21 protein-coding genes are annotated in these 17753 nt (G+C 46.8%); 12 read left to right on the top strand and 9 right to left on the bottom strand.

The features are described from left to right. Window positions 1-33: 33 nt before the first annotated feature. Window positions 34-1773, top strand: coding sequence for an ArsB/NhaD family transporter (locus tag WC647_07300; protein ID MFA6222104.1), 1740 nt, complete (start codon window positions 34-36; stop codon window positions 1771-1773). 379 nt (window positions 1774-2152) lie between these two features. Here the strand turns inward: WC647_07300 and nifS are convergent, their stop codons facing one another. The 5 genes from nifS to WC647_07325 all read right to left on the bottom strand — a co-directional run bounded on the left by nifS (window position 2153) and on the right by WC647_07325 (window position 7285). Then, window positions 2153-3340, bottom strand: coding sequence for a cysteine desulfurase NifS (nifS, locus tag WC647_07305; protein MFA6222105.1), 1188 nt, complete (start codon window positions 3338-3340; stop codon window positions 2153-2155). Beyond that, window positions 3337-4185, bottom strand: a complete 849-nt coding sequence (gene nifU / locus WC647_07310; protein MFA6222106.1) for a Fe-S cluster assembly protein NifU — start codon at window positions 4183-4185, stop codon at window positions 3337-3339. Before nifU ends, nifS begins: the two co-directional genes overlap by 4 nt. Window positions 4186-4254: 69 nt before the next feature. Further along, a complete protein-coding gene (locus tag WC647_07315) occupies window positions 4255-4569 on the bottom strand; it encodes a hypothetical protein (GenBank protein ID MFA6222107.1) in 315 nt (104 codons plus the stop codon). Between the two features lie 145 nt (window positions 4570-4714). After that, on the bottom strand, window positions 4715-5926 hold the full coding sequence (locus WC647_07320; protein MFA6222108.1) for a glycosyltransferase: 1212 nt from the start codon (window positions 5924-5926) through the stop codon (window positions 4715-4717). Window positions 5927-6304: 378 nt separating this feature from the next. Next, window positions 6305-7285, bottom strand: a complete 981-nt coding sequence (locus WC647_07325) for an NAD-dependent epimerase/dehydratase family protein (protein ID MFA6222109.1) — start codon at window positions 7283-7285, stop codon at window positions 6305-6307. Window positions 7286-7725: 440 nt separating this feature from the next. Here WC647_07325 and WC647_07330 point away from each other — a divergent pair, with 440 nt between their 5' ends. The 9 genes from WC647_07330 to WC647_07370 all read left to right on the top strand — a co-directional run bounded on the left by WC647_07330 (window position 7726) and on the right by WC647_07370 (window position 12928). Then, complete coding sequence (locus tag WC647_07330) at window positions 7726-8007, top strand: hypothetical protein (GenBank protein MFA6222110.1); 282 nt, start codon at window positions 7726-7728, stop codon at window positions 8005-8007. Window positions 8008-8045: 38 nt separating this feature from the next. Continuing rightward, window positions 8046-8930 carry an Mrp/NBP35 family ATP-binding protein gene (locus tag WC647_07335; GenBank protein ID MFA6222111.1) on the top strand — a complete coding sequence of 295 codons (885 nt, stop codon included), beginning with the start codon at window positions 8046-8048 and terminating at the stop codon, window positions 8928-8930. Between the two features lie 79 nt (window positions 8931-9009). Beyond that, window positions 9010-9390, top strand: coding sequence for a NifB/NifX family molybdenum-iron cluster-binding protein (locus WC647_07340; protein MFA6222112.1), 381 nt, complete (start codon window positions 9010-9012; stop codon window positions 9388-9390). 18 nt (window positions 9391-9408) lie between these two features. After that, window positions 9409-9768, top strand: coding sequence for a NifB/NifX family molybdenum-iron cluster-binding protein (locus tag WC647_07345; protein MFA6222113.1), 360 nt, complete (start codon window positions 9409-9411; stop codon window positions 9766-9768). Between the two features lie 21 nt (window positions 9769-9789). After that, window positions 9790-10650 (top strand): ATP-binding protein, encoded by an 861-nt coding sequence (locus WC647_07350; GenBank protein ID MFA6222114.1) that lies wholly within the window; start codon window positions 9790-9792, stop codon window positions 10648-10650. Between the two features lie 4 nt (window positions 10651-10654). Next, a complete protein-coding gene (locus WC647_07355) occupies window positions 10655-11518 on the top strand; it encodes a 4Fe-4S binding protein (GenBank protein MFA6222115.1) in 864 nt (287 codons plus the stop codon). A gap of 14 nt (window positions 11519-11532) precedes the next feature. Then, window positions 11533-11823: an iron-sulfur cluster assembly protein gene (locus WC647_07360; GenBank protein ID MFA6222116.1), complete on the top strand. Its 291-nt coding sequence runs from the start codon at window positions 11533-11535 to the stop codon at window positions 11821-11823. A 296-nt stretch (window positions 11824-12119) separates the two neighbouring features. Continuing rightward, on the top strand, window positions 12120-12536 hold the full coding sequence (locus WC647_07365; GenBank protein ID MFA6222117.1) for an iron-sulfur cluster assembly scaffold protein: 417 nt from the start codon (window positions 12120-12122) through the stop codon (window positions 12534-12536). 2 nt (window positions 12537-12538) lie between these two features. Continuing rightward, complete coding sequence (locus tag WC647_07370; protein ID MFA6222118.1) at window positions 12539-12928, top strand: hypothetical protein; 390 nt, start codon at window positions 12539-12541, stop codon at window positions 12926-12928. Window positions 12929-13082: 154 nt separating this feature from the next. On the opposite strand, the gene WC647_07375 is transcribed toward WC647_07370, so the two are convergent. From WC647_07375 to WC647_07385, 3 genes are all read right to left on the bottom strand, one after another. Continuing rightward, window positions 13083-13376 carry a 4Fe-4S binding protein gene (locus WC647_07375; GenBank protein ID MFA6222119.1) on the bottom strand — a complete coding sequence of 98 codons (294 nt, stop codon included), beginning with the start codon at window positions 13374-13376 and terminating at the stop codon, window positions 13083-13085. Between the two features lie 76 nt (window positions 13377-13452). Next, complete coding sequence (gene bzdQ, locus WC647_07380) at window positions 13453-14340, bottom strand: benzoyl-CoA reductase, bzd-type, subunit Q (GenBank protein MFA6222120.1); 888 nt, start codon at window positions 14338-14340, stop codon at window positions 13453-13455. A 17-nt stretch (window positions 14341-14357) separates the two neighbouring features. After that, window positions 14358-15128 (bottom strand): acyl-CoA dehydratase activase, encoded by a 771-nt coding sequence (locus WC647_07385; protein MFA6222121.1) that lies wholly within the window; start codon window positions 15126-15128, stop codon window positions 14358-14360. A gap of 248 nt (window positions 15129-15376) precedes the next feature. Here WC647_07385 and WC647_07390 point away from each other — a divergent pair, with 248 nt between their 5' ends. Together WC647_07390 and WC647_07395 are read left to right on the top strand one after the other, a co-directional pair. Next, the gene (locus tag WC647_07390) at window positions 15377-15904 is read left to right on the top strand and encodes a hypothetical protein (GenBank protein ID MFA6222122.1); all 528 of its coding nucleotides are present in this window, start codon (window positions 15377-15379) and stop codon (window positions 15902-15904) included. A 7-nt stretch (window positions 15905-15911) separates the two neighbouring features. Next, window positions 15912-16712, top strand: a complete 801-nt coding sequence (locus tag WC647_07395) for a DUF6178 family protein (protein ID MFA6222123.1) — start codon at window positions 15912-15914, stop codon at window positions 16710-16712. A gap of 63 nt (window positions 16713-16775) precedes the next feature. Here WC647_07395 and WC647_07400 read toward each other — a convergent pair whose 3' ends face one another. Further along, on the bottom strand, window positions 16776-17690 hold the full coding sequence (locus WC647_07400; protein ID MFA6222124.1) for a peptidyl-prolyl cis-trans isomerase: 915 nt from the start codon (window positions 17688-17690) through the stop codon (window positions 16776-16778). Between the last annotated feature and the right edge of the window lie 63 nt (window positions 17691-17753).

Here is a 17753-nt window from a genome sequence, read left to right on the forward strand (position 1 = left end):
CATGTGTCGAGTTTATACAGAGAGGAATCCACCATGAGGCGTCATTCAATTCTTTGTTTTACCATAATATGCCTGATTGTATCTATTTCGGGGTTATCTTCAGCGGAAAAAACAGACTTAGCCAAAGATACGCTGGTGATCCAGGGCAAGATACTCGATTCAGCCGGAAACGCCCTTAGTGAGGCAAACGTCTTGCCGTATCTTGATGGCAAACCATTCCTCGCTGCAGGTCATGGGGTTGGAGCCGAAAAAGAATATTCAACCGGTAAGAATGGCCTGTTCCGTATCGAAATACCCTTAGCGGAAGACAAAATCAAATCCGGCAAATGGGAAGTGAAGGTCAATCGCCCCAGTTTCAAACCATCCGGACTTACAACTTTAAAAATCCTGGATGTGGGAGTGTCAGAGGACGGTGTTCACAGGTGGAGCGCCAACGCTACCGTTCAACTGAAGAGAATGCAGGGGTCTGCATTCTGGATAGCATTGGTTGTATTTCTCGGCGTCTATGCGCTCATAGCGTTCGAGATCCTCCATAGGACCCTCGCCGCCTTCCTTGGAGCGACCCTGGTTCTGTTGATCACTCATACTTTGGGTCACTTTGATGAGGCTTACAACATCCTGACATGGGACCAAGCATTACATTCTGTCGACTGGAACGTTATCTTTCTGTTGATGGGCATGATGATAATAGTTGGAGTATTGAAAGGTTCCGGTGTTTTTCAGTGGCTGGCCTATAAGTCCTTCCAAGTAGCTAGAGGTCAAATATTTCTCCTCTCTTCCGTGCTCTGTGTAGTAACAGCCATTTGTAGCGCTTTCCTGGACAATGTAACCACCATGCTGTTACTCACCCCTGTGACCTTGGAAATTGCTCTAATCTTGAAAGTCTCGCCTTTTGTATTTCTAATGCCCGAAATAATTGCCTCCAACTTTGGAGGAACAGCTACGCTGATCGGTGACCCGCCCAATATCATGATCGGTTCTTACGCAGGCCTTACATTCAACGATTTTGTCATAAATCTCGCTCCGGTCGTAATCGTTGTCCTGCTCGCCCAGATCATTTACAACAAACTCATTTATGGACAAGATTATCACCGGGCCAAGGTAGAAGACGCGCCGAAGATGATTGCTTTTCTGAAAGAGAAATACAAGATCACCGACAGCAAACTGCTAACCCTCGGTGGCGCAGTGCTCCTTGGGGTTATCACTCTGTTCGTCCTGCACGGCATGTTCCACATGGAAGTGTCTGTTGCGGCCCTTTTTGGAGCAGCTATTGTAGTTCTCCTTTGCAAGGTGGACATAGTTGAAATGCTTGAGAAGGAGATTGAATGGCCTTCGCTGGTCTTTTTTATTATGCTGTTCATAGTCGTAGGAGCTGCCGAACATACTGGAATTCTACAGGTCCTGGCCGACTCGATAAAGGATGTCTGCCAAGGTAGACTATGGGTAGCAATCATAGTCATATTATGGGTATCAGGCATAGCCTCGGCCATAGTTGATAATATCCCCTATACCGCAACCATGTTGCCGATCATAGCGTTCCTGAACAAGTCCATTCCGGGGGCTGAATCGGGTGTTCTGTGGTGGGCGCTTGCTCTGGGAGCGTGTTTTGGGGGTAATGGCACCATAATCGGAGCGTCGGCCAACGTTGTTACCACAGGCATAGCGGAAAAGGCCGGTTATAAAATAACATTCGGGCAATTCGTGAAAGAGGCGGCGCCGATAACCCTAGTGAGTCTTCTCTTCTCATCCGTATACTTGCTTTTAATGTACTGAGAGGTTAGCTGATTTTAGCCAATCGTTATCTTCCTATGCTACGGCGGATACTTAAGGACAAGAGGGTCCAAACAAAAGAGCCAGGCTAGGGAACATGCGACTGGAGGAACTGTGAACATGGTAGGTGCGCCGAAAAACGTGGATAATGTGAACCAAGCTGACAAAATTAGAATGAATGATTCATTACAATTTCTTGTATATTGTCCTAACGAGGCCCAATTGACACTACAGACACTACAATCACTTCATTTTTTAGGGAGTTTTGCAGTTGGCTCTTCGTTTATGATGTCCGCTATTATTTTGTATTCCGCTTCCTGAATGAGTATCGTTACACATTTTATGAAGCGTTCCCTTGTTATGATAATAGGCTATTGGATCTTTACTGAACTATACATGCGGTGTTCATGTTCTCCACATTAAATGGGGACATGGCTCTGAGAGTCGATATGATCTTGGGAGTTTCTTCAATGACGTATTCGATTTCATCTTCCGTGTTGTATCGGGAGAGAGAAAATCTTATAGAGCCGTGAACCGCTGTAAAGGGTACACCCATAGCCCGGAGCACATGGGACGGCTCAAGGGAACCCGAAGTACAGGCCGACCCCGAAGAAGCGCAAATACCTTTCTCGTCCATTCTCATGAGAATGGCTTCGCCCTCCACAAATTCAAAACCAATGTTCAAAGTATTTGGGAGTCGAGCTTCGATGTGACCATTTACCCTCGATTGAGACACCTTCTCCAGTAGTCCAGATTGTAGGCGGTCCCTCATGTTTTTGACGCGGGTGTTCTCTTCTTTAAAGTTCTTTGTCGCCAGACGAGCAGCGCAACCAAGACCAACTATCCCTGGAACATTTTCCGTCCCTCCTCGTCTGCTGAACTCCTGGTGTCCGCCGATCATAAATGGGGAAAAACGTGTTCCCCTCTTTATGTACAAAGCGCCTATGCCTTTTGGAGCGTGAAGTTTGTGCCCGGACAAAGAAAGGAAATTTATATTTGATTTACCAAGATTTATCGGGATCTTTCCAACTGCCTGAACACCGTCCGTATGGGTCAATGCGCCCCTTGCGGCCGCGATCTCAGAAATTTCCTCTATAGGAAATATGACTCCTGTTTCGTTATTAGCCCACATCACCGAAACAATGGCGGTATTGTCTGTTATGACTCTCCTGACTTCTTCCATGTCAAGCATGCCGAGTTTGTCCACTGAGAGCCATCTGACGGTGTACCCTTTAGTCCGGGCAAGGTGCTTACACAGGTTCAGGACGGCTGGATGCTCAACTTTTGTGGTAACGATTTCCCGCCGTTCAGGCATGGTACTGAGAGCGCTCAGGATCGAGGTCGAATCCGATTCGGTGCCTCCTGATGTAAACACAATTTCCTGAGGAGAAGCGCCCAGAAGTTCAGCCATGCTCTCCCTGGCCGCTACAATTTCCCTGCCCACACTTCCCCCAAAAAAGTGCATGCTCGATGGGTTTCCATAACGCTCCGTAAAAAAGGGTCTTATGGTGTCAAAGACTTCATCAGCGACACGGGTTGTCGCATTGTTATCCAGGTAAATGGTTTTCATTGGGGCGCCTCTTCCACGACCAGATCAGGATAGACCAACTCCCGAAGTTTACTTTCAATGCCTGCCTTCGTGAGGGACGAACTCGGACAGGAAGAACAAAGACCTCGTAAAGCGATCTTAACGACATCACCTTCCAGGTCTATGAGTTCAACGTCTCCACCATCCTGATTCAAGCTTGGTCTAATTTCTTTTTCAAGGACTTCCTGAATTTTGGCTATTTTCTGAATATTGGTCATTGTTTTTCGGAGCTTGGCGCTCAAAGGCTGAGAGGTTTTGTTTGCGCCTTTAACTTCTGCGATGATTCTTTCTATTTTTTCATGGCACAATCCACACCCTCCTCCGGCTTTGGTATAATCCGTTACCTCCTGGATGGTAGAAAGATTGTTTTCTTTCACAGCTCGCCGTATCTGGTCGTCCGTAACCCCGAAACACTCACAGACCAATTCCCCTTCCATCTGTTCGCGAGGGGCTTTATCGCCACGGTAACATGCTACTGCCGCCTGGAATGCGTCCCGGCCCATCACGGAACAGTGCATCTTCTCTTTTGGAAGACCTCCAAGGTAATCCGCAATATCTTGATTTGTTATTTTGAGGGCTTCTTCAACCGTTTTGCCCTTAATCATTTCGGTTAATGCGCTACTCGACGCTATTGCGCTTCCACAACCGAATGTCTGAAAACTTGCGTCAACAATTTTGTCAGTTTCAGGATCAATTTTGAGGAAAAGTTTGAGGGCGTCACCGCAAGCCAGCGAACCGACTTCTCCTACCGCATTGGCGTCAGTCAGGGCTCCTACGTTTCTTGGTTTGAAGAAATGTTCCTTAACTTTTTCTGTATATTCCCACATCTTAATCACCCTACTGTGAATTCAATTCTATCAGAACAAATAAGTTCGTTTCAAACGCTTGGCCTATTTTCACTTTTTCTTGTCATCACCGTTAGAATTATCTCTAAGAGGCGGACCAGGCGCTCGGTCAGGCCGAGCAAATTCCGGTTTCAACTCAGGTCTGCCTATGGGAACCTTACGATCCGACTTCTTTAACTTCTTGTCGTATTTAGATTCCTTTCTAACGTTTTCGTTTCGGACCCCAGGTTTATCGTATTTTATTTCAGTTTTTGTTTTGTCGAGTTCTCTCGTAGACCGAATCTGTTCCGCGGTGCTTTTCCCGGAAAAGCCGCATAACAAAATGGCCAGAGCGATGACAATTGGAAACGTGCGCCGCTCGGACATAGTGGATTTCTCCAATAATACTCTACAATATCGAAAGCCGCCTGAATTTCAGATTCAACAGTTGAATCCTTTACGATGTGTCCTATACGATCTGTGGTTTCTCTGCAAGAGCTTTGAAGGGGGCTTTGGAAAAGACCTGACCGGGTTATCCATGTAAACGCTTTTTTTCATGAACCTTTTTCAATGTAGATAGAAATATCTTCTCAAAATCCTCTGCTGTCGAGTCCCAATCCAACCCTGCTTCATTTAATTTTCGTCTTGAGCTGATCCCCATTTGCAGGCGCATGTCTTTATCTTCCACAAGTTTCCCAAGATAGTCCCGCAGTTCTTCTATGGCGCCGGGCTCGTACAGGAATCCGGTCCGCCCGTGATCCACAAGTTCAGGCACTCCCCCCACTCTCGCTCCTATCACTGGCAATGCAGTAGCCATGGCCTCCTTTATAACGTTAGGACTTCCTTCCGTATAGCTTGGCAATACAAGAATATCAGACTCACGAAGGACCTCACCCACTTTAACCGGAGGAACTATGCCCATCCATTCAACACAGCGACCATTTAGTTTCCGGTTCGCCAACTTTTTCAGCTCCGGACCATAGTAGCCATCCCCAACAATGATAAGCTCCGTGTTTGCGAATTGCGGCGAGGTCATAGCTTCTATCAAATCTTGCAGACCTTTCTTGGGAATCAGACTTCCGACAAAAATTATTTTCAATTTGCCCCGATTCTGCCTGACTTCGCAATTCGGATAAAATATTTCGCTGTCAACTCCAAAACGAGGGGTGCTCAACCTTTGTGCATCCGCTCCCAAATCTTTCATGATATTAATAAGTTCAGAGCTTACTGCGGTGACATAGGCCGACTTTTTGATTACCCATTTGGTCGCTAATCTCCAAAGTGTTCTGTCACGCGCCAGGTAACCGTCATCTCCCCGGAAAGAAACAACCATCGGTTTTCCTGTGATCGTACCCGCAACGGCGCCCACAAATCCGGCGCCTATCCAGTTTGAATAGATGATGTCCGCCTTTTTTGACAATATCAAGGCCCGGACAATGAACAGAAGCGTCATCGGTATAATCTGGAACTTTGCCAGAAAACTCTTGGAAATATTCTCAGGAATCCCCCCGGCTCCTATCGTGAGACGTTCCAATGAACGGGGCCAGAAATACCCAAACCGCATGACTTGCACACCATCCAGCGTGTGGTTTCCGTAACGTTCTCCGTTTGACGGCGCCAGGACTGTGACTTCGAACCCCTTTCTCCGAATGGCCAGAATGAGACTATGTATAAAGGCCCCTTGCCAGTCGCCTTGATGAGAAGGGTACGTGGTCGTTAGAACAAGTATTCCGCATCTAGACAAACAAAGCCTCCGACTTGAACGTACGTTTTTGGATCAACAAAAACCATTACAGAAAAAAAGAGCGGTCTTTTGAAAGCCGCTCATTTGTTAATACCATCAGGTTTACTCAAGCCCAAGCAAAAGGTCTAACTCAAGCACAAGCTAGAAATTAATATTAGGTTTGTCTTAATCCCTTTGACATTATTATCATATTGTAATTAAAGTGTTTTCTAGTTTGACAAAGGTGAATCTTCTATGTATTGTCATTTCATACTTTTTAAAATTAATTTTCTGGATAATATCCAGTAGTTGTATGTCCGACTGAGGGTTCAGGGGTTAGGGTCGGACATTTTCTTTCTTTTTTGGAATAAATCAGAAATCCCCTCAACAAGTCGCGATTTATATACCTGACATTTTTCTGTAATACTCTATCCCCGCTTCCAAACCTTTTGGTAATTCACATTCGGCCTGGAACCCCAATTTCTCTTTTGCAAGAGCAACGTCAGCGGATGAGTGCATGACATCTCCCTGGCGAGCGGGTTCAAATACAGGTTCTATGTCAGCCGACAGGAGACGTTTCAGGTTATCGAGCAGTTCCAGCAAATTTATCTGGTCTCCCCGCCCAATATTATACGACGCGCCGCACACTCCGGATGGGGCTTCCATTGCGGCGACATTTGCCATCACCACATCTTTTACAAAAGTAAAATCTCTACTTTGAAGACCAGTTCCGTAGATGATCGGGGAGACTCCAGACAACAAACGGGTCACAAATCTCGGTATAACAGCGGCGTATTCCGAATCCGGGTCCTGGCGGGGACCATACACGTTGAAATAACGCAACCCCATGGTATCCAGGCCATAAAGACTTGTGAACAGTTTTCCGTGTTCCTCATTGATTTTTTTTGTGAGAGCGTATGGAGACAATGGCTGCCCCTCAACGCCTTCTTTTTTCGGAAGCGCCTCACTAGAGCCGTACACGGATGAAGAAGATGCGAAAACCACCCTCGAAACGTGATTTTTGTGAGAAGCCCAGAACACATTTAGAGTTCCATTGGCGTTAACGTTCTGTGTTGTCAGAGGATCAGCCACCGATCTGGGAACGCTCCCGAGAGCGGCTTGATGAAAAACTCCATCGACCCCGGTTGTTGCTGACAAGACGGTCTGGAAATCCCTGATGTCCCCTTCAATTACTTCAAAATCACGGCCGGGAACATACCTACCATTGCCCAACTGATTGAGGTTTTCTTTCTTGCCCGTTGCAAAATTGTCCAGGACTTTTACATTATGCCCTTTTTCCAGGAGACCTTCCACGAGATGGCTTCCTATGAAGCCGGCCCCCCCAGTGACCAAAAATTTTTTGAGGATCGACGACGGCATTTAAGCTCCATTTGATCTAGTTTGAATATGACTAAAAATACATAATAACCTTTGCTGCCAAATAACAGCAAAATATTTTTATTGAAAAGTAAATAGTTGTAATTTAACCCTAATTCGTTGAAAATACTTTGTAGATAAGTACAATCATGTCTGTGACAGCTTGAAACACCTCTTGTGTTTGGTACAATGATGTTTTATAAATCATAATTAGAGAGTACAAAGAATGATAGACGCATCGAATTAATTAAAACTGACTGAAAGTCTATCCCATTCAAATTTATTGGTCTATTAATAACACATGGAAAGGACGATTAACATGCCCCGTTTCGATAGAACGGGTCCAGAAGATCAGGGCCCAATGACCGGAGGAAAACGCGGTCGATGTCTGAATTCCGGCCAGAATGATACTCAGGGTTCTTCTACGTATGGGGGCGCCGGCCGTGGCGGTACCTCCAGGGATTGTCGCCGAGGAAAACAATGGGGCCAAAGCGCAGGAATCGGTCGACAGGGACAGTTTCAGACGTCGGATCAAAAAGAATCCTGAACTGAACGGTGTATCGGTAGGAAATGAATTTGACGTCCCGTGCTTGCGACCTTACGCAATAGTAATTATTGTACTTTTTCGGGGCTGCTTAACCGTTCGGATCCTTTGGGTAAGCGTTAATAATCCGAGAAGTCTAGCAGCCTCATTATATTCATCAAGCGATTTAAGTGTCCAATAGTTGGTTCTGGGCCAAAGAAAAATCATCTGAGGAAAATTATGTCGGAAAAAGTTGAATGTTCATCTGATGCGACGTGCGGAACTTGCGGCTCAGCCTCAAGTTGCGATTCAGCCGCCCAAGCGAAACATGCCGAAGAAATTTTGCAGACCACGCTTTCAAAAATAAAATATCGTATAGCCGTTATGAGCGGGAAAGGTGGAGTAGGCAAATCTACCGTGGCCGTCAACCTTGCGGTGGCATTAGCAAGGTCGGGAAGATCCGTAGGCCTTTTTGACGCTGATGTCCATGGGCCCAACGTCCCCAAGATGCTGGGTCTGAACGCCTCTGTTCCCAGTATGGGACCAAACGGACTTGTTCCAGTCCAGGCCGGTGAGAATCTCAAGGTAATATCAATGGCGTTCATGTTGGACAACCCCGATACTCCGGTTGTCTGGAGAGGACCGATGAAACATTCGCTGTTTCAACAATTTCTTTCCGATGTAGACTGGGGACCCCTGGATTATCTGGTTGTTGATCTGCCACCGGGGACCGGAGATGAACCATTGAGTATCGCACAGTTACTAGGACAACCGCTGTGGGCGATCATAGTAACCACGCCTCAGGAGGTGGCCCTTCTAGATTCAAGGAAATCCGTGATCTTCGCACGAACCCTTGAAATGAAGACGCTCGGCATAGTTGAAAACATGAGCGGATTGGTATGCCCGCATTGTAAAGGCGTCGTGGATTTGTTCAAGACGGGTGGAGGCGCCAAAGCCGCTACTGAACTTGGTGTGCCTCTTCTTGGAGTAATTCCTATTGATCCCCAGATTGTTACCGGTGGTGACGCCGGCATCACTATTGAATCCGCGGATCCTACGGGGTCGTCGGCAGAAGCTTTCAGAGAATTGGCGAGAAAAGTTGAGACAGAGATATGGCGAGGATGATTTATAGAGTTATATCTCGAGCAATTTACCGAAGCACGGTAATACTAAAAAATAATTCGGATTTATAAGGAGTAGTAAAATGGCAAGAGAAAGTGTCGCTGTTCCATCCATGAACCCTGGCGGACTAGACGCCCCTCGATCAGGCCACTTTGGGCATTGTGATGTGTTCACGCTTGTTCATGTCGAAGATGGAGCGATTAAGGAAGTCTCCATAGTCGAAAACCCCCCGCATGTTCAAGGTGGTTGTTTTGCCCCAGTAAACACCCTACATCAAAGCGGAGCAAATGCTCTTATTGTAGGCGGCATTGGCATGCGCCCGCTGATGGGATTCAAAGAGGTTGGAATCGACGTTTACTATGGACCTGAAGGTGAAACCGTCGGATCGGTGATAGGTCAATTACTTGAGGGCAAATTGCAGATAATTGCGCCTAACCAGGTTTGTGGCGGCGGTGGAGCGTGACGCTCCCAGGGAGTAAAAATGAAAATAGCTGTGACATCTACGGGGAAAACAATTGAATCCTCGATTGATCCGCGTTTCGGACGGGCCCCGTTCATTCTCATAGTGGATGACGATTGCAACTTGATTGAGGCAATTGACAATTCTACTAATGTAAACGCTATGCGGGGAGCTGGAATTCAGGCTGCAAAGACGATCGCCGACAGAAAAGTTGACCTACTTTTGACTGGTCGTTGCGGTCCTAATGCGTTTACGACCCTGGAAGCCGCCGGCATCAAAGTTGGCGTCGAACAATCGGGAACAGTTCGTGAGGCTGTTGAACGACTGAAGAGAAATGACGTGCCGCTTGCCGACAAACCTAACGCTGAGGCTCACTGGTAAGTCCTAAAGGAATTTTCAATCATGATTGTAGCGGTTGCGAGCGGAAAGGGAGGCACTGGCAAGACGACAGTGGCTACCAGCCTTGCGATGGTTCTCGGGAATCGAGCCCAAATATTGGATTGTGACGTTGAGGAACCCAACTGCCACATCTTGCTTAAACCTACCATTCTGACGACTGATGCGGTGAATTTGCCAGTACCGTCAGTGGATCTTCAAAAATGTACTTTATGCGGGAAATGCGGTGAAGTTTGCCAATTTAGCGCTATAGTGCCAATAGGAAAAACTGTCATCGCGTTCCCGGAACTTTGTCATGGGTGTGGGGCTTGTTCAATGTTATGTCCTGAGAAGGCCATTCAGGAAGTCCCCAGAAATTTGGGAGTAGTTGAAACCGGAATGGCAGGACCTCTGGAATTCGTACAGGGGCGAATTAGAATTGGGGAAGCAATGGCTCCTCCTCTGATAAGAGCGGTAAAAACCCAAATCAGCGGCGATAAGTTCGCCATTCTTGACGCGCCCCCTGGAGCTTCATGTCCAGTCATAACGACGGTGAAGGGATCCGATTTCGTAATCATGGTAACTGAACCAACACCGTTTGGTCTTAACGATCTTGAAATCGCGGTCGAGGCTATCCAAGGGTTAGGCATTCCCATGGGGATAGTCATCAACAGATCTGACATAGGTGACTCTGGTGTCAAGGATTTTTGCCGGAATAAAGGCCTTCCATTGTTAATGGAAATCCCCCATCATCGGAGAATAGCGGAAGGCTATGCCAAAGGAGCGCCTTTGATTGAATCGATGCCTGAGTATGCTGATAAATTCAAAAAACTGACGGATGATATTTCAATGATTATTGGTATACCGTCGAAAGGGTCCAGTTTGTAAACCAATGAAGGAAGTAACCGTAATTAGTGGTAAAGGCGGAACGGGCAAAACTTCAATTACGGCCTCATTCGCTTTTCTGGCTAAAAATAGAGTCTTGGCTGATTGTGACGTGGATGCGGCGGACCTTCATGTTGTGACCCAACCGGAAATAATCCATCAGGAGGATTTTTTCGGAGGCAAAAAGGCCGTAATAGACCTCGACAAATGTTCACTTTGCGGGATTTGTAAAGAAAATTGCAGATACAGCGCCATTAGCTCAAGCTTTGTTGTTGATCAAACCGCTTGTGAAGGTTGCGCTCTGTGCCATTATCTTTGTCCTGAATCCGCAATCGCAATGAAAGAGACTCTCAACGGCAAATGGTTCATTTCGAACACGCGCTTCGGACCTATGGTTCATGCCAACCTTATTCCTGGTGAGGAGAATTCCGGAAAACTTGTGGCCCTCGTTCGAAATCAGGCAAAAATGATAGCTGAAGAGCGAAATATGGACATAGTAATTGTGGATGGAGCCCCAGGCGTGGGCTGTCCCGTAATTTCATCCATCACTGGAGTTGACCACGTTTTAGTAGTCACGGAACCGACTATGTCCGGATTGCATGACATGAAAAGGGCGGCGGAACTCGTCAGAAACTTTAATATCCCTATTTCATTGGTAATCAACAAATGGGACATCCATCCCGGCATGACCTTGAAAATCGAGGAGTTCGCCAAATCCGAGAACATCTCATTGGCTGGAAAAATACCTTATGATAGGGCTGTCACAGATTCAATGGTTAGACGGAGAACAGTTGTTGAGGAAGGACCCGGCCCGGCCAGTGACGCGATCGTTGAAGTGTGGGAAAATTTAAATCAGCGCATTTGGCAATAGGCAGAGGTTCAGCAATGGGAAGAGAACTTTTGGAGAACGACGTAAAAACAGCGCTCACGAAAATTATTGACCCGGAGACTCGGCTTAGCATAATGCGTATGGGCATTATCAAGGGAGTTTCAGTAAATGATATTGGCGCTGTGACTGTGATTTTCCGACCATCATCGCCAAATTGTCCTATGGCGTATGCTTTGGCGGGAGCGATAAAAAACACAATTGAGTCTATCCCAGGGGTCAAATCCCTGTTTATCAGTGTAGAAAATTTTTCAAAGGCCAAACATCTCGAGGAAGTCGTCAATGTTTGACAGATTCATAACGTGGAGGCTTATCTAATGCCCATAAAAGAGTTTAAGTGTCTTGAATGCGGTAAAATCAGCGAATTGCTGGTTGATATTGGCCGTAATTCCGACCCCAAGGCTTGTAGGTCCTGCGGGTCAAGTCAATTACAAGGTATACTGTCCGCCCCCGCGCTTCCTACTGTAAATTCCGACCACATGGGTTCTCACGGTAGCTGTTGTGGATCCAATCCATCCACGCAGAATTGTACGCCGGGAAGTTGTTGCGGCGGAAATTTTACATCCAGGTAACACGGGGAACCTCAATGAGATCTGAGAACGATATTTTTGATGATATAGAAGGACTAGTCCTTAAAGACGCAGCTAAGCTTTATTCTCCTATTGTTATTGATCATTTCAACAATCCCAGGAATTTTGGCTCCCTGGATGACGCTGACGCATACACTTTCATGAGCGGAATGTGCGGAGACACTATCGGAATTTTCGTGAATATGGCCGGACCCACAATCTCCAAGATAGGATTTGTGACAAATGGATGCGGCCCTACCATTGCCTGCGCCAGCGCCTTGACCTGTATGGCCGAAGGCAAGGCGCCTGAAGACGCCGGCAAAATTACATCTGAACAGTTGATGGAATTTCTCGGGGGTCTCCCTAGAGAACACACTCATTGCGCAGACCTCGCTGTAAACACACTACGAGGCGCTCTGGCAAAGTTAGGATGAACGTGGAAGAAAATAAATCCGCAAGGGCTTGTATTGTTGTTGATGGAACGTACGATTCTTCCGGAATTATTAGTCTCTTGAGATCTTTTCAAATAGTTTCGGAGGTTTTTCATTCGTCTGATCAAGCGCTCCTAAAACATAAACAGGGGCCTTTTGACATCGTTATAGTTCACGATGACCCTTCAACAGGGCAGGGATTAAAATTAGTCGAAGAATTTTTGAAGATAGATTGGATGACTTCCATCATAGTGATTTGTGATCAGGAAGAGTCTATTATTCATGACCGGGCGGAAGGCTTGGGTATATTAGGTCATATTAGAAAATCGGACGATTTGGAATCTCTTGCCCAATTGTTGACAAAGTTCAAAAAAATCTCGCCAATTTACTCGTAACATAGCAGCGCAGGCTGTAAACCCCCTGCGCTGTATAAAACCTTAAAACATGTCATCCCCCGTCAGAAGCGGCGCCCGGATTCTTTTGTCGCGTCGTTCGATGTAAATCCCAAGTCTACTTCATCAACTAAATTCCCCTCCAGATGATGGAATTCTACCAGGAATGAGAGATGGCGCACACCTCGCAGGCCGCCATACATGGAAGGACAGGTCTATTGTCTCCAGACGGCTTGCAGGGACTACATTCGTATTTGAGTTTCTTATTTTCCCCAGGGACAACTATTGCCAATGGTTCCTCATTCATCGGATCATTCGGGTCTTCGTTAACTACCTGAAAAATTCGGGCTGGACAGGCCTCGACGCATGCGCCACAGGCATTGCACCTGTCAGTGTCTATGGTTATGAAATAGTTTCCCGACCCGTCGCTATATCCGTAGTTAGCTAACATCCTAATTTCCTATGGGGTGGAAGTCCTTCAAAATTTGAAGCGTAAAGAACGGTTAGACCAGGTGACGCCCTTACAGTTATTTTCCTTTACCCTTGCCTTTTTGACATAAAGCATAACCGAATAACGCTGCTCCGGCTGCCCCGGCCAACTGGGTATCCCATGTGGTCTTGAGCGGTTCCAATCCCATCTTTTTTGTCAATCTACCGACAACTCCGCTATTTTTGGCCATTCCACCGGTGATGGCAAATTCAGGTTCTACCCCTACCCTCTCCAGGAGTGAGTAAATTCGGTCTGCCATGGCAGAGCAATACGCGGCGAGAACCTCGTTTGTGCTTAGACCTTTTCTCAGGAGACCGGTAGCCTCGGATTTTGCGTAAACTACGCAAGTGCTGGAAACCGCCGGAGGTTCTTTATCTACCTGGTAGGATCGTTCGCCCACTTCTCCGATGGGAACGGATAGCAGGTCCGCAAAAACTTCCATGCCTCGGCCGGTCCCAGCCGCGCATTTGTCGTTCATCAGGAAATTTGTGACTTTCCCCTTTTCATCGCAGCGAATCGCCTTGATGTCCTGCCCACCAACATCCAAAACTGTACGAACAGTGGGACCGTAAAAGAAGTTTGCGCCCCGGGCGTGACACGCGATTTCCGTTACGGTTCTGTCGGCCATAGGTACATTAACTCGACCATAACCCGTGCCGATACAATAGCCAAGCTTGTCTTCGGTCAAAGTGGTCTTCTCTAGAGCGAATTTCAAAGCGCTTCTTGCGCTGTTGGGGCTATCTGATCCAGTCCTCATGTTTCCGTATGCGTACATTTCAGCGTCGGCCATTATTACGGCCTGTGAACTGACTGATCCTACGTCGATTCCAAGAGTGATGAACTGAGCGTCTTCCCAACGAATATCCGGGTTGACCCAGTTGGCCTCCGCCCATCGCCAGAATTCCGCCTTTTTCTCCGCTGACATTTGTATATCCTCCGGTTTTATTTTTTAGCCGCAACCACAGCGGCGCCGACGGCCGTTCCGAATTCCGGCTCATCCGGGATGTAAATCCTGTCAACACCAAGTTCTCTCTTTAAAGCGGTCGTAAAACCGGGGTTGTACGCCACCCCGCCTATCATTACGATGTCAGGGTTTACGCCTACTCGTCGTATCATGGACACAATCCTACTGGCCACAGCGTCGTGGATAGCCCTGCTTATATCCTTTTTCTGAGTCTTGGCATGGATAAGGCCGACAACCTCGGACTCAGCAAATATCGTGCATTGCGCGTTCATCGGAATTGGATTATCCGAAGAAAGAGCGAGGTTTCCCATCTCAGCCAGCGGAGTTTCCAGCGCTCTGCCCATTGCTTCGATAAAGGCCCCAGCGCCTGCTGCGCATTTTTCATTAATAGCAAAATCTATAACATTGCCGTTTTCATCGAATTTAGCGGCTCGTGAGGCTTCCGCTCCTACGTCGGCAACTGTTCGGCTGTCTGGAAAAAAGTAATTGGCGCCGGCCGCCATAGCTTTAATATCATTTACTTTTATGTCCGCTTCCTGGATTGATTTCGCCCCTGATCCAGTGCCTCCAATGCTCTCAATATCTTCTGAGTTTATGCCCGCGTCCTTCAGCGCCATCTCAAACGAATCCTTGACAGCCTCGGCCTGTTCAAAGCCGGTCAAAACCATGCCCTTACCTATAATTTTCCCGTCCTTTAAAATGACGGATTTGGTATTTTTGGCTCCACAGTCGATTCCTGCGGTTATCATCTCTAAAACCTCCGTGAAGTTCGATAAATGGCCAACATAATTCGCCATCTCCATGTTTTTTGGAGCGCGTCTTCGGGGGGCGCCTGAATCCCTTTGAGAGGCTATTACATTTGCTCCTGTTGAGCAAACGATCAGATTGCAGAAATAACGTTACATTCTTCCATTCTCCGTATAAAATTCCTATCCTTGCAACATGTTTGCGCAGGATTTAATATGATGTCCAAGTGTCAGGGAGGTTTGACGTAATCATGGAAGAAGAAATTCTGGTCAATCCCGAGATAAGCGCTGAGTTCAGAACCTTCGAGGAACTGGTATCGGAAAACACGGGTAACGAACTGGAATACCTGAACTTGGTGGAAAAGGACCCTGTTGCAATGGACTCGGCGACTCTGGCATTTTCGCTGAGTCGGTTCATGCGTTTGTCCAGAACACTTATGGACAACTTACTTGGATCTTTAAATCAGGATGACGCGCCGGATCTCAATGCCATACTCGAAATAAAGGGCATCGATCTGGACAAAACGAACGCCGGCAAATTGAGAAACATTATTTTTGCGTTCCGGGACACTCCTAATGAAGAGGCACGGGGCGCTCTTGTTAAAGCGTTGCAGATCATGACGATAACTAGAGAACGTAGAAGAGTTACACTTAACCTCGGAGAAGCCTATAAAGACCCTGAAGAAGGTTGGCTGGCAGAGGATTTTGGCGACGACGAAGGCGCTATAGAAATGGTCAGGTCAATAGAAGATCCTCGATGGAACGAAGAGGAGGGCTAGGCATCCGATGCGATTGGAAAACTATCTAACTCCCGTATCAGAACAGGGTCATAGAGTACTGGACTTGATGAAAGCAGACCGAAAACACGCGTCTGAACTGCTCGAAACCCTCCCCCGCGTGGAACAGGTAAACCTGGTTTCAAACGAGACTTTGCATGACCCAAAAAACGCCCAGGAGATAATTTTTCTATTAGGAGATGAAGAAGGCAAGAAGCTGGTTGATGAACTGGGAGACCGTACTCTTTTTAGATTGATGAAATCCCAGTGTTCCACTCATATTGGAGTTTTATCTCTCGTACAACCGGAGAGAGTCCAGTCTATTCTCGATCTTGATTCTGAGCTGTTTTCCACCAAGGGAGTTACTGATCCTCAAACCGCTTATCACTGGTTGATAAGTTTTCTTGAAGAAGACGAGGAAACATTCTCCAAGGTTTTGAGAAGTTTGGATATAAAATTGGTGGCCTCTGCTTTCCAGGACAAGATTATACGACCGGGCGCGCAATTGTCACCCACTCTGGTTGAAGAGTCGGAAGAAACATTTTCGGCTGATTTCCTTATCAAATTGGATCGAGGAGAACTAAAACCCGATGATATCGATGTGACTGATGAAGAAACTCTCGATATTCTCAAGAAGATTCATCTCCTTGATGAGGATTATTTCGTCGAAATGGTATCTCTGATGGTACGAGAAGAAGACCTTAAAACACGAACGGCCGAGGACGCTCTTTCGAGAGTCAACGACCAGGTGGGCGATATGAAAGAAGTCGTTGAGGAGGCTCAGGATATGTTCGTGCCACTTGAAAGTTAACTTTCTTTTCAAATTTCTTTTTGGACAAGAAAAAAAATGGCGGCCTCACAGCCGCCATTTTTGTCAGTTCTTGGGGTTAGCGCCTGGCGCCGCTCCAGGCGTTGCAGTCGGAGGTTTGGCAGGGTCTTCGGGCAACAAGATTTGCACATTCATCTTCTTTCTCAAAGAATCCGCTATCTTTTCATACTGTTCCTGCTGTTTCTGATACTTGATTTGCTCAAGGATGTAGTCTTTGACCTGGTCAAACGACGCCTCTTCCGCAGGCTTGCTGTCCTCAAGATAGAGTATGTGATAGCCAAATTTGCTCTTGACTGGTCCTTCGATTTGGCCCTTTTTCATTTTGAACGCTACTTCCTCAATTTCCGGTACCAAACTTCCCTTGGGCATCCAATCCAAATCGCCACCTTTGGCCTTGCTCGGGCAAATGGAAACCTGAGAGGCTATATCTGCAAATTTTTCACCCTTTTTCAATCGCGCGAGGACGTCCTTAGCTTGTTTTTCGTTTTCGACAAGGATGTGATGGAGTTTTATACTCTCAGGAGTTGAAAACTCGGCCTTATTTTGTTCGAAATATTTTTTCGCGTCCTCTTCCGTAGGAGCGGGAACGCTCTTTGTCATTTTGTCGAGCATGAGGCGAGCGAGCAGGTCGTTGCGCGTAAAAGCAAGCAGCTTCTGAGCGTCTGGAGATTTGTCCAATCCCTCCTTTTCCGCTTCAGCGGCAAGCGCGTAAATATTAACTATGTAATCCAGAGTCTGTTTTCTACCCTCGGGGGTCTGATAATAATAGCGAAATTTCTCTGGGACAGCGTTGGCCATCTGTTTCAGGTCCCCTTCCGTAACCGTCTTGGAACCGATCTTGGCCAGTACTTGATCATCGGGGATTGTCTGTGTCTGCTGCGCATGGACGCCAGGCAGGCAAACAAAGAGAAGCCCGAATAGAATACAACCACTTAGATAAATACTACGAAGGGTTAGCAATGTTAACTCCATTTCTTAAAAAATAATGTTGATGTTTGATATCAACTATTTGTCTTACTTGTA

Source organism: Desulfomonilaceae bacterium (assembly GCA_041662605.1).
Classification (GTDB): Bacteria; Desulfobacterota; Desulfomonilia; order Desulfomonilales; family Desulfomonilaceae; genus CAJBEZ01.

Bases quoted from the DNA above. Each gene is read 5' to 3' on its own strand.
- WC647_07300 (MFA6222104.1), top strand. From the start codon at position 34: ATGAGGCGTCATTCAATTCTTTGTTTTACCATAATATGCCTGATTGTA.
- nifS (MFA6222105.1), bottom strand. From the start codon at position 3,340: ATGAAAACCATTTACCTGGATAACAATGCGACAACCCGTGTCGCTGAT.
- nifU (MFA6222106.1), bottom strand. From the start codon at position 4,185: ATGTGGGAATATACAGAAAAAGTTAAGGAACATTTCTTCAAACCAAGA.
- WC647_07315 (MFA6222107.1), bottom strand. From the start codon at position 4,569: ATGTCCGAGCGGCGCACGTTTCCAATTGTCATCGCTCTGGCCATTTTG.
- WC647_07325 (MFA6222109.1), bottom strand. From the start codon at position 7,285: ATGCCGTCGTCGATCCTCAAAAAATTTTTGGTCACTGGGGGGGCCGGC.
- WC647_07335 (MFA6222111.1), top strand. From the start codon at position 8,046: ATGTCGGAAAAAGTTGAATGTTCATCTGATGCGACGTGCGGAACTTGC.
- WC647_07340 (MFA6222112.1), top strand. From the start codon at position 9,010: ATGGCAAGAGAAAGTGTCGCTGTTCCATCCATGAACCCTGGCGGACTA.
- WC647_07345 (MFA6222113.1), top strand. From the start codon at position 9,409: ATGAAAATAGCTGTGACATCTACGGGGAAAACAATTGAATCCTCGATT.
- WC647_07350 (MFA6222114.1), top strand. From the start codon at position 9,790: ATGATTGTAGCGGTTGCGAGCGGAAAGGGAGGCACTGGCAAGACGACA.
- WC647_07355 (MFA6222115.1), top strand. From the start codon at position 10,655: ATGAAGGAAGTAACCGTAATTAGTGGTAAAGGCGGAACGGGCAAAACT.
- WC647_07360 (MFA6222116.1), top strand. From the start codon at position 11,533: ATGGGAAGAGAACTTTTGGAGAACGACGTAAAAACAGCGCTCACGAAA.
- WC647_07365 (MFA6222117.1), top strand. From the start codon at position 12,120: ATGAGATCTGAGAACGATATTTTTGATGATATAGAAGGACTAGTCCTT.
- WC647_07375 (MFA6222119.1), bottom strand. From the start codon at position 13,376: ATGTTAGCTAACTACGGATATAGCGACGGGTCGGGAAACTATTTCATA.
- bzdQ (MFA6222120.1), bottom strand. From the start codon at position 14,340: ATGTCAGCGGAGAAAAAGGCGGAATTCTGGCGATGGGCGGAGGCCAAC.
- WC647_07385 (MFA6222121.1), bottom strand. From the start codon at position 15,128: ATGATAACCGCAGGAATCGACTGTGGAGCCAAAAATACCAAATCCGTC.
- WC647_07390 (MFA6222122.1), top strand. From the start codon at position 15,377: ATGGAAGAAGAAATTCTGGTCAATCCCGAGATAAGCGCTGAGTTCAGA.
- WC647_07395 (MFA6222123.1), top strand. From the start codon at position 15,912: ATGCGATTGGAAAACTATCTAACTCCCGTATCAGAACAGGGTCATAGA.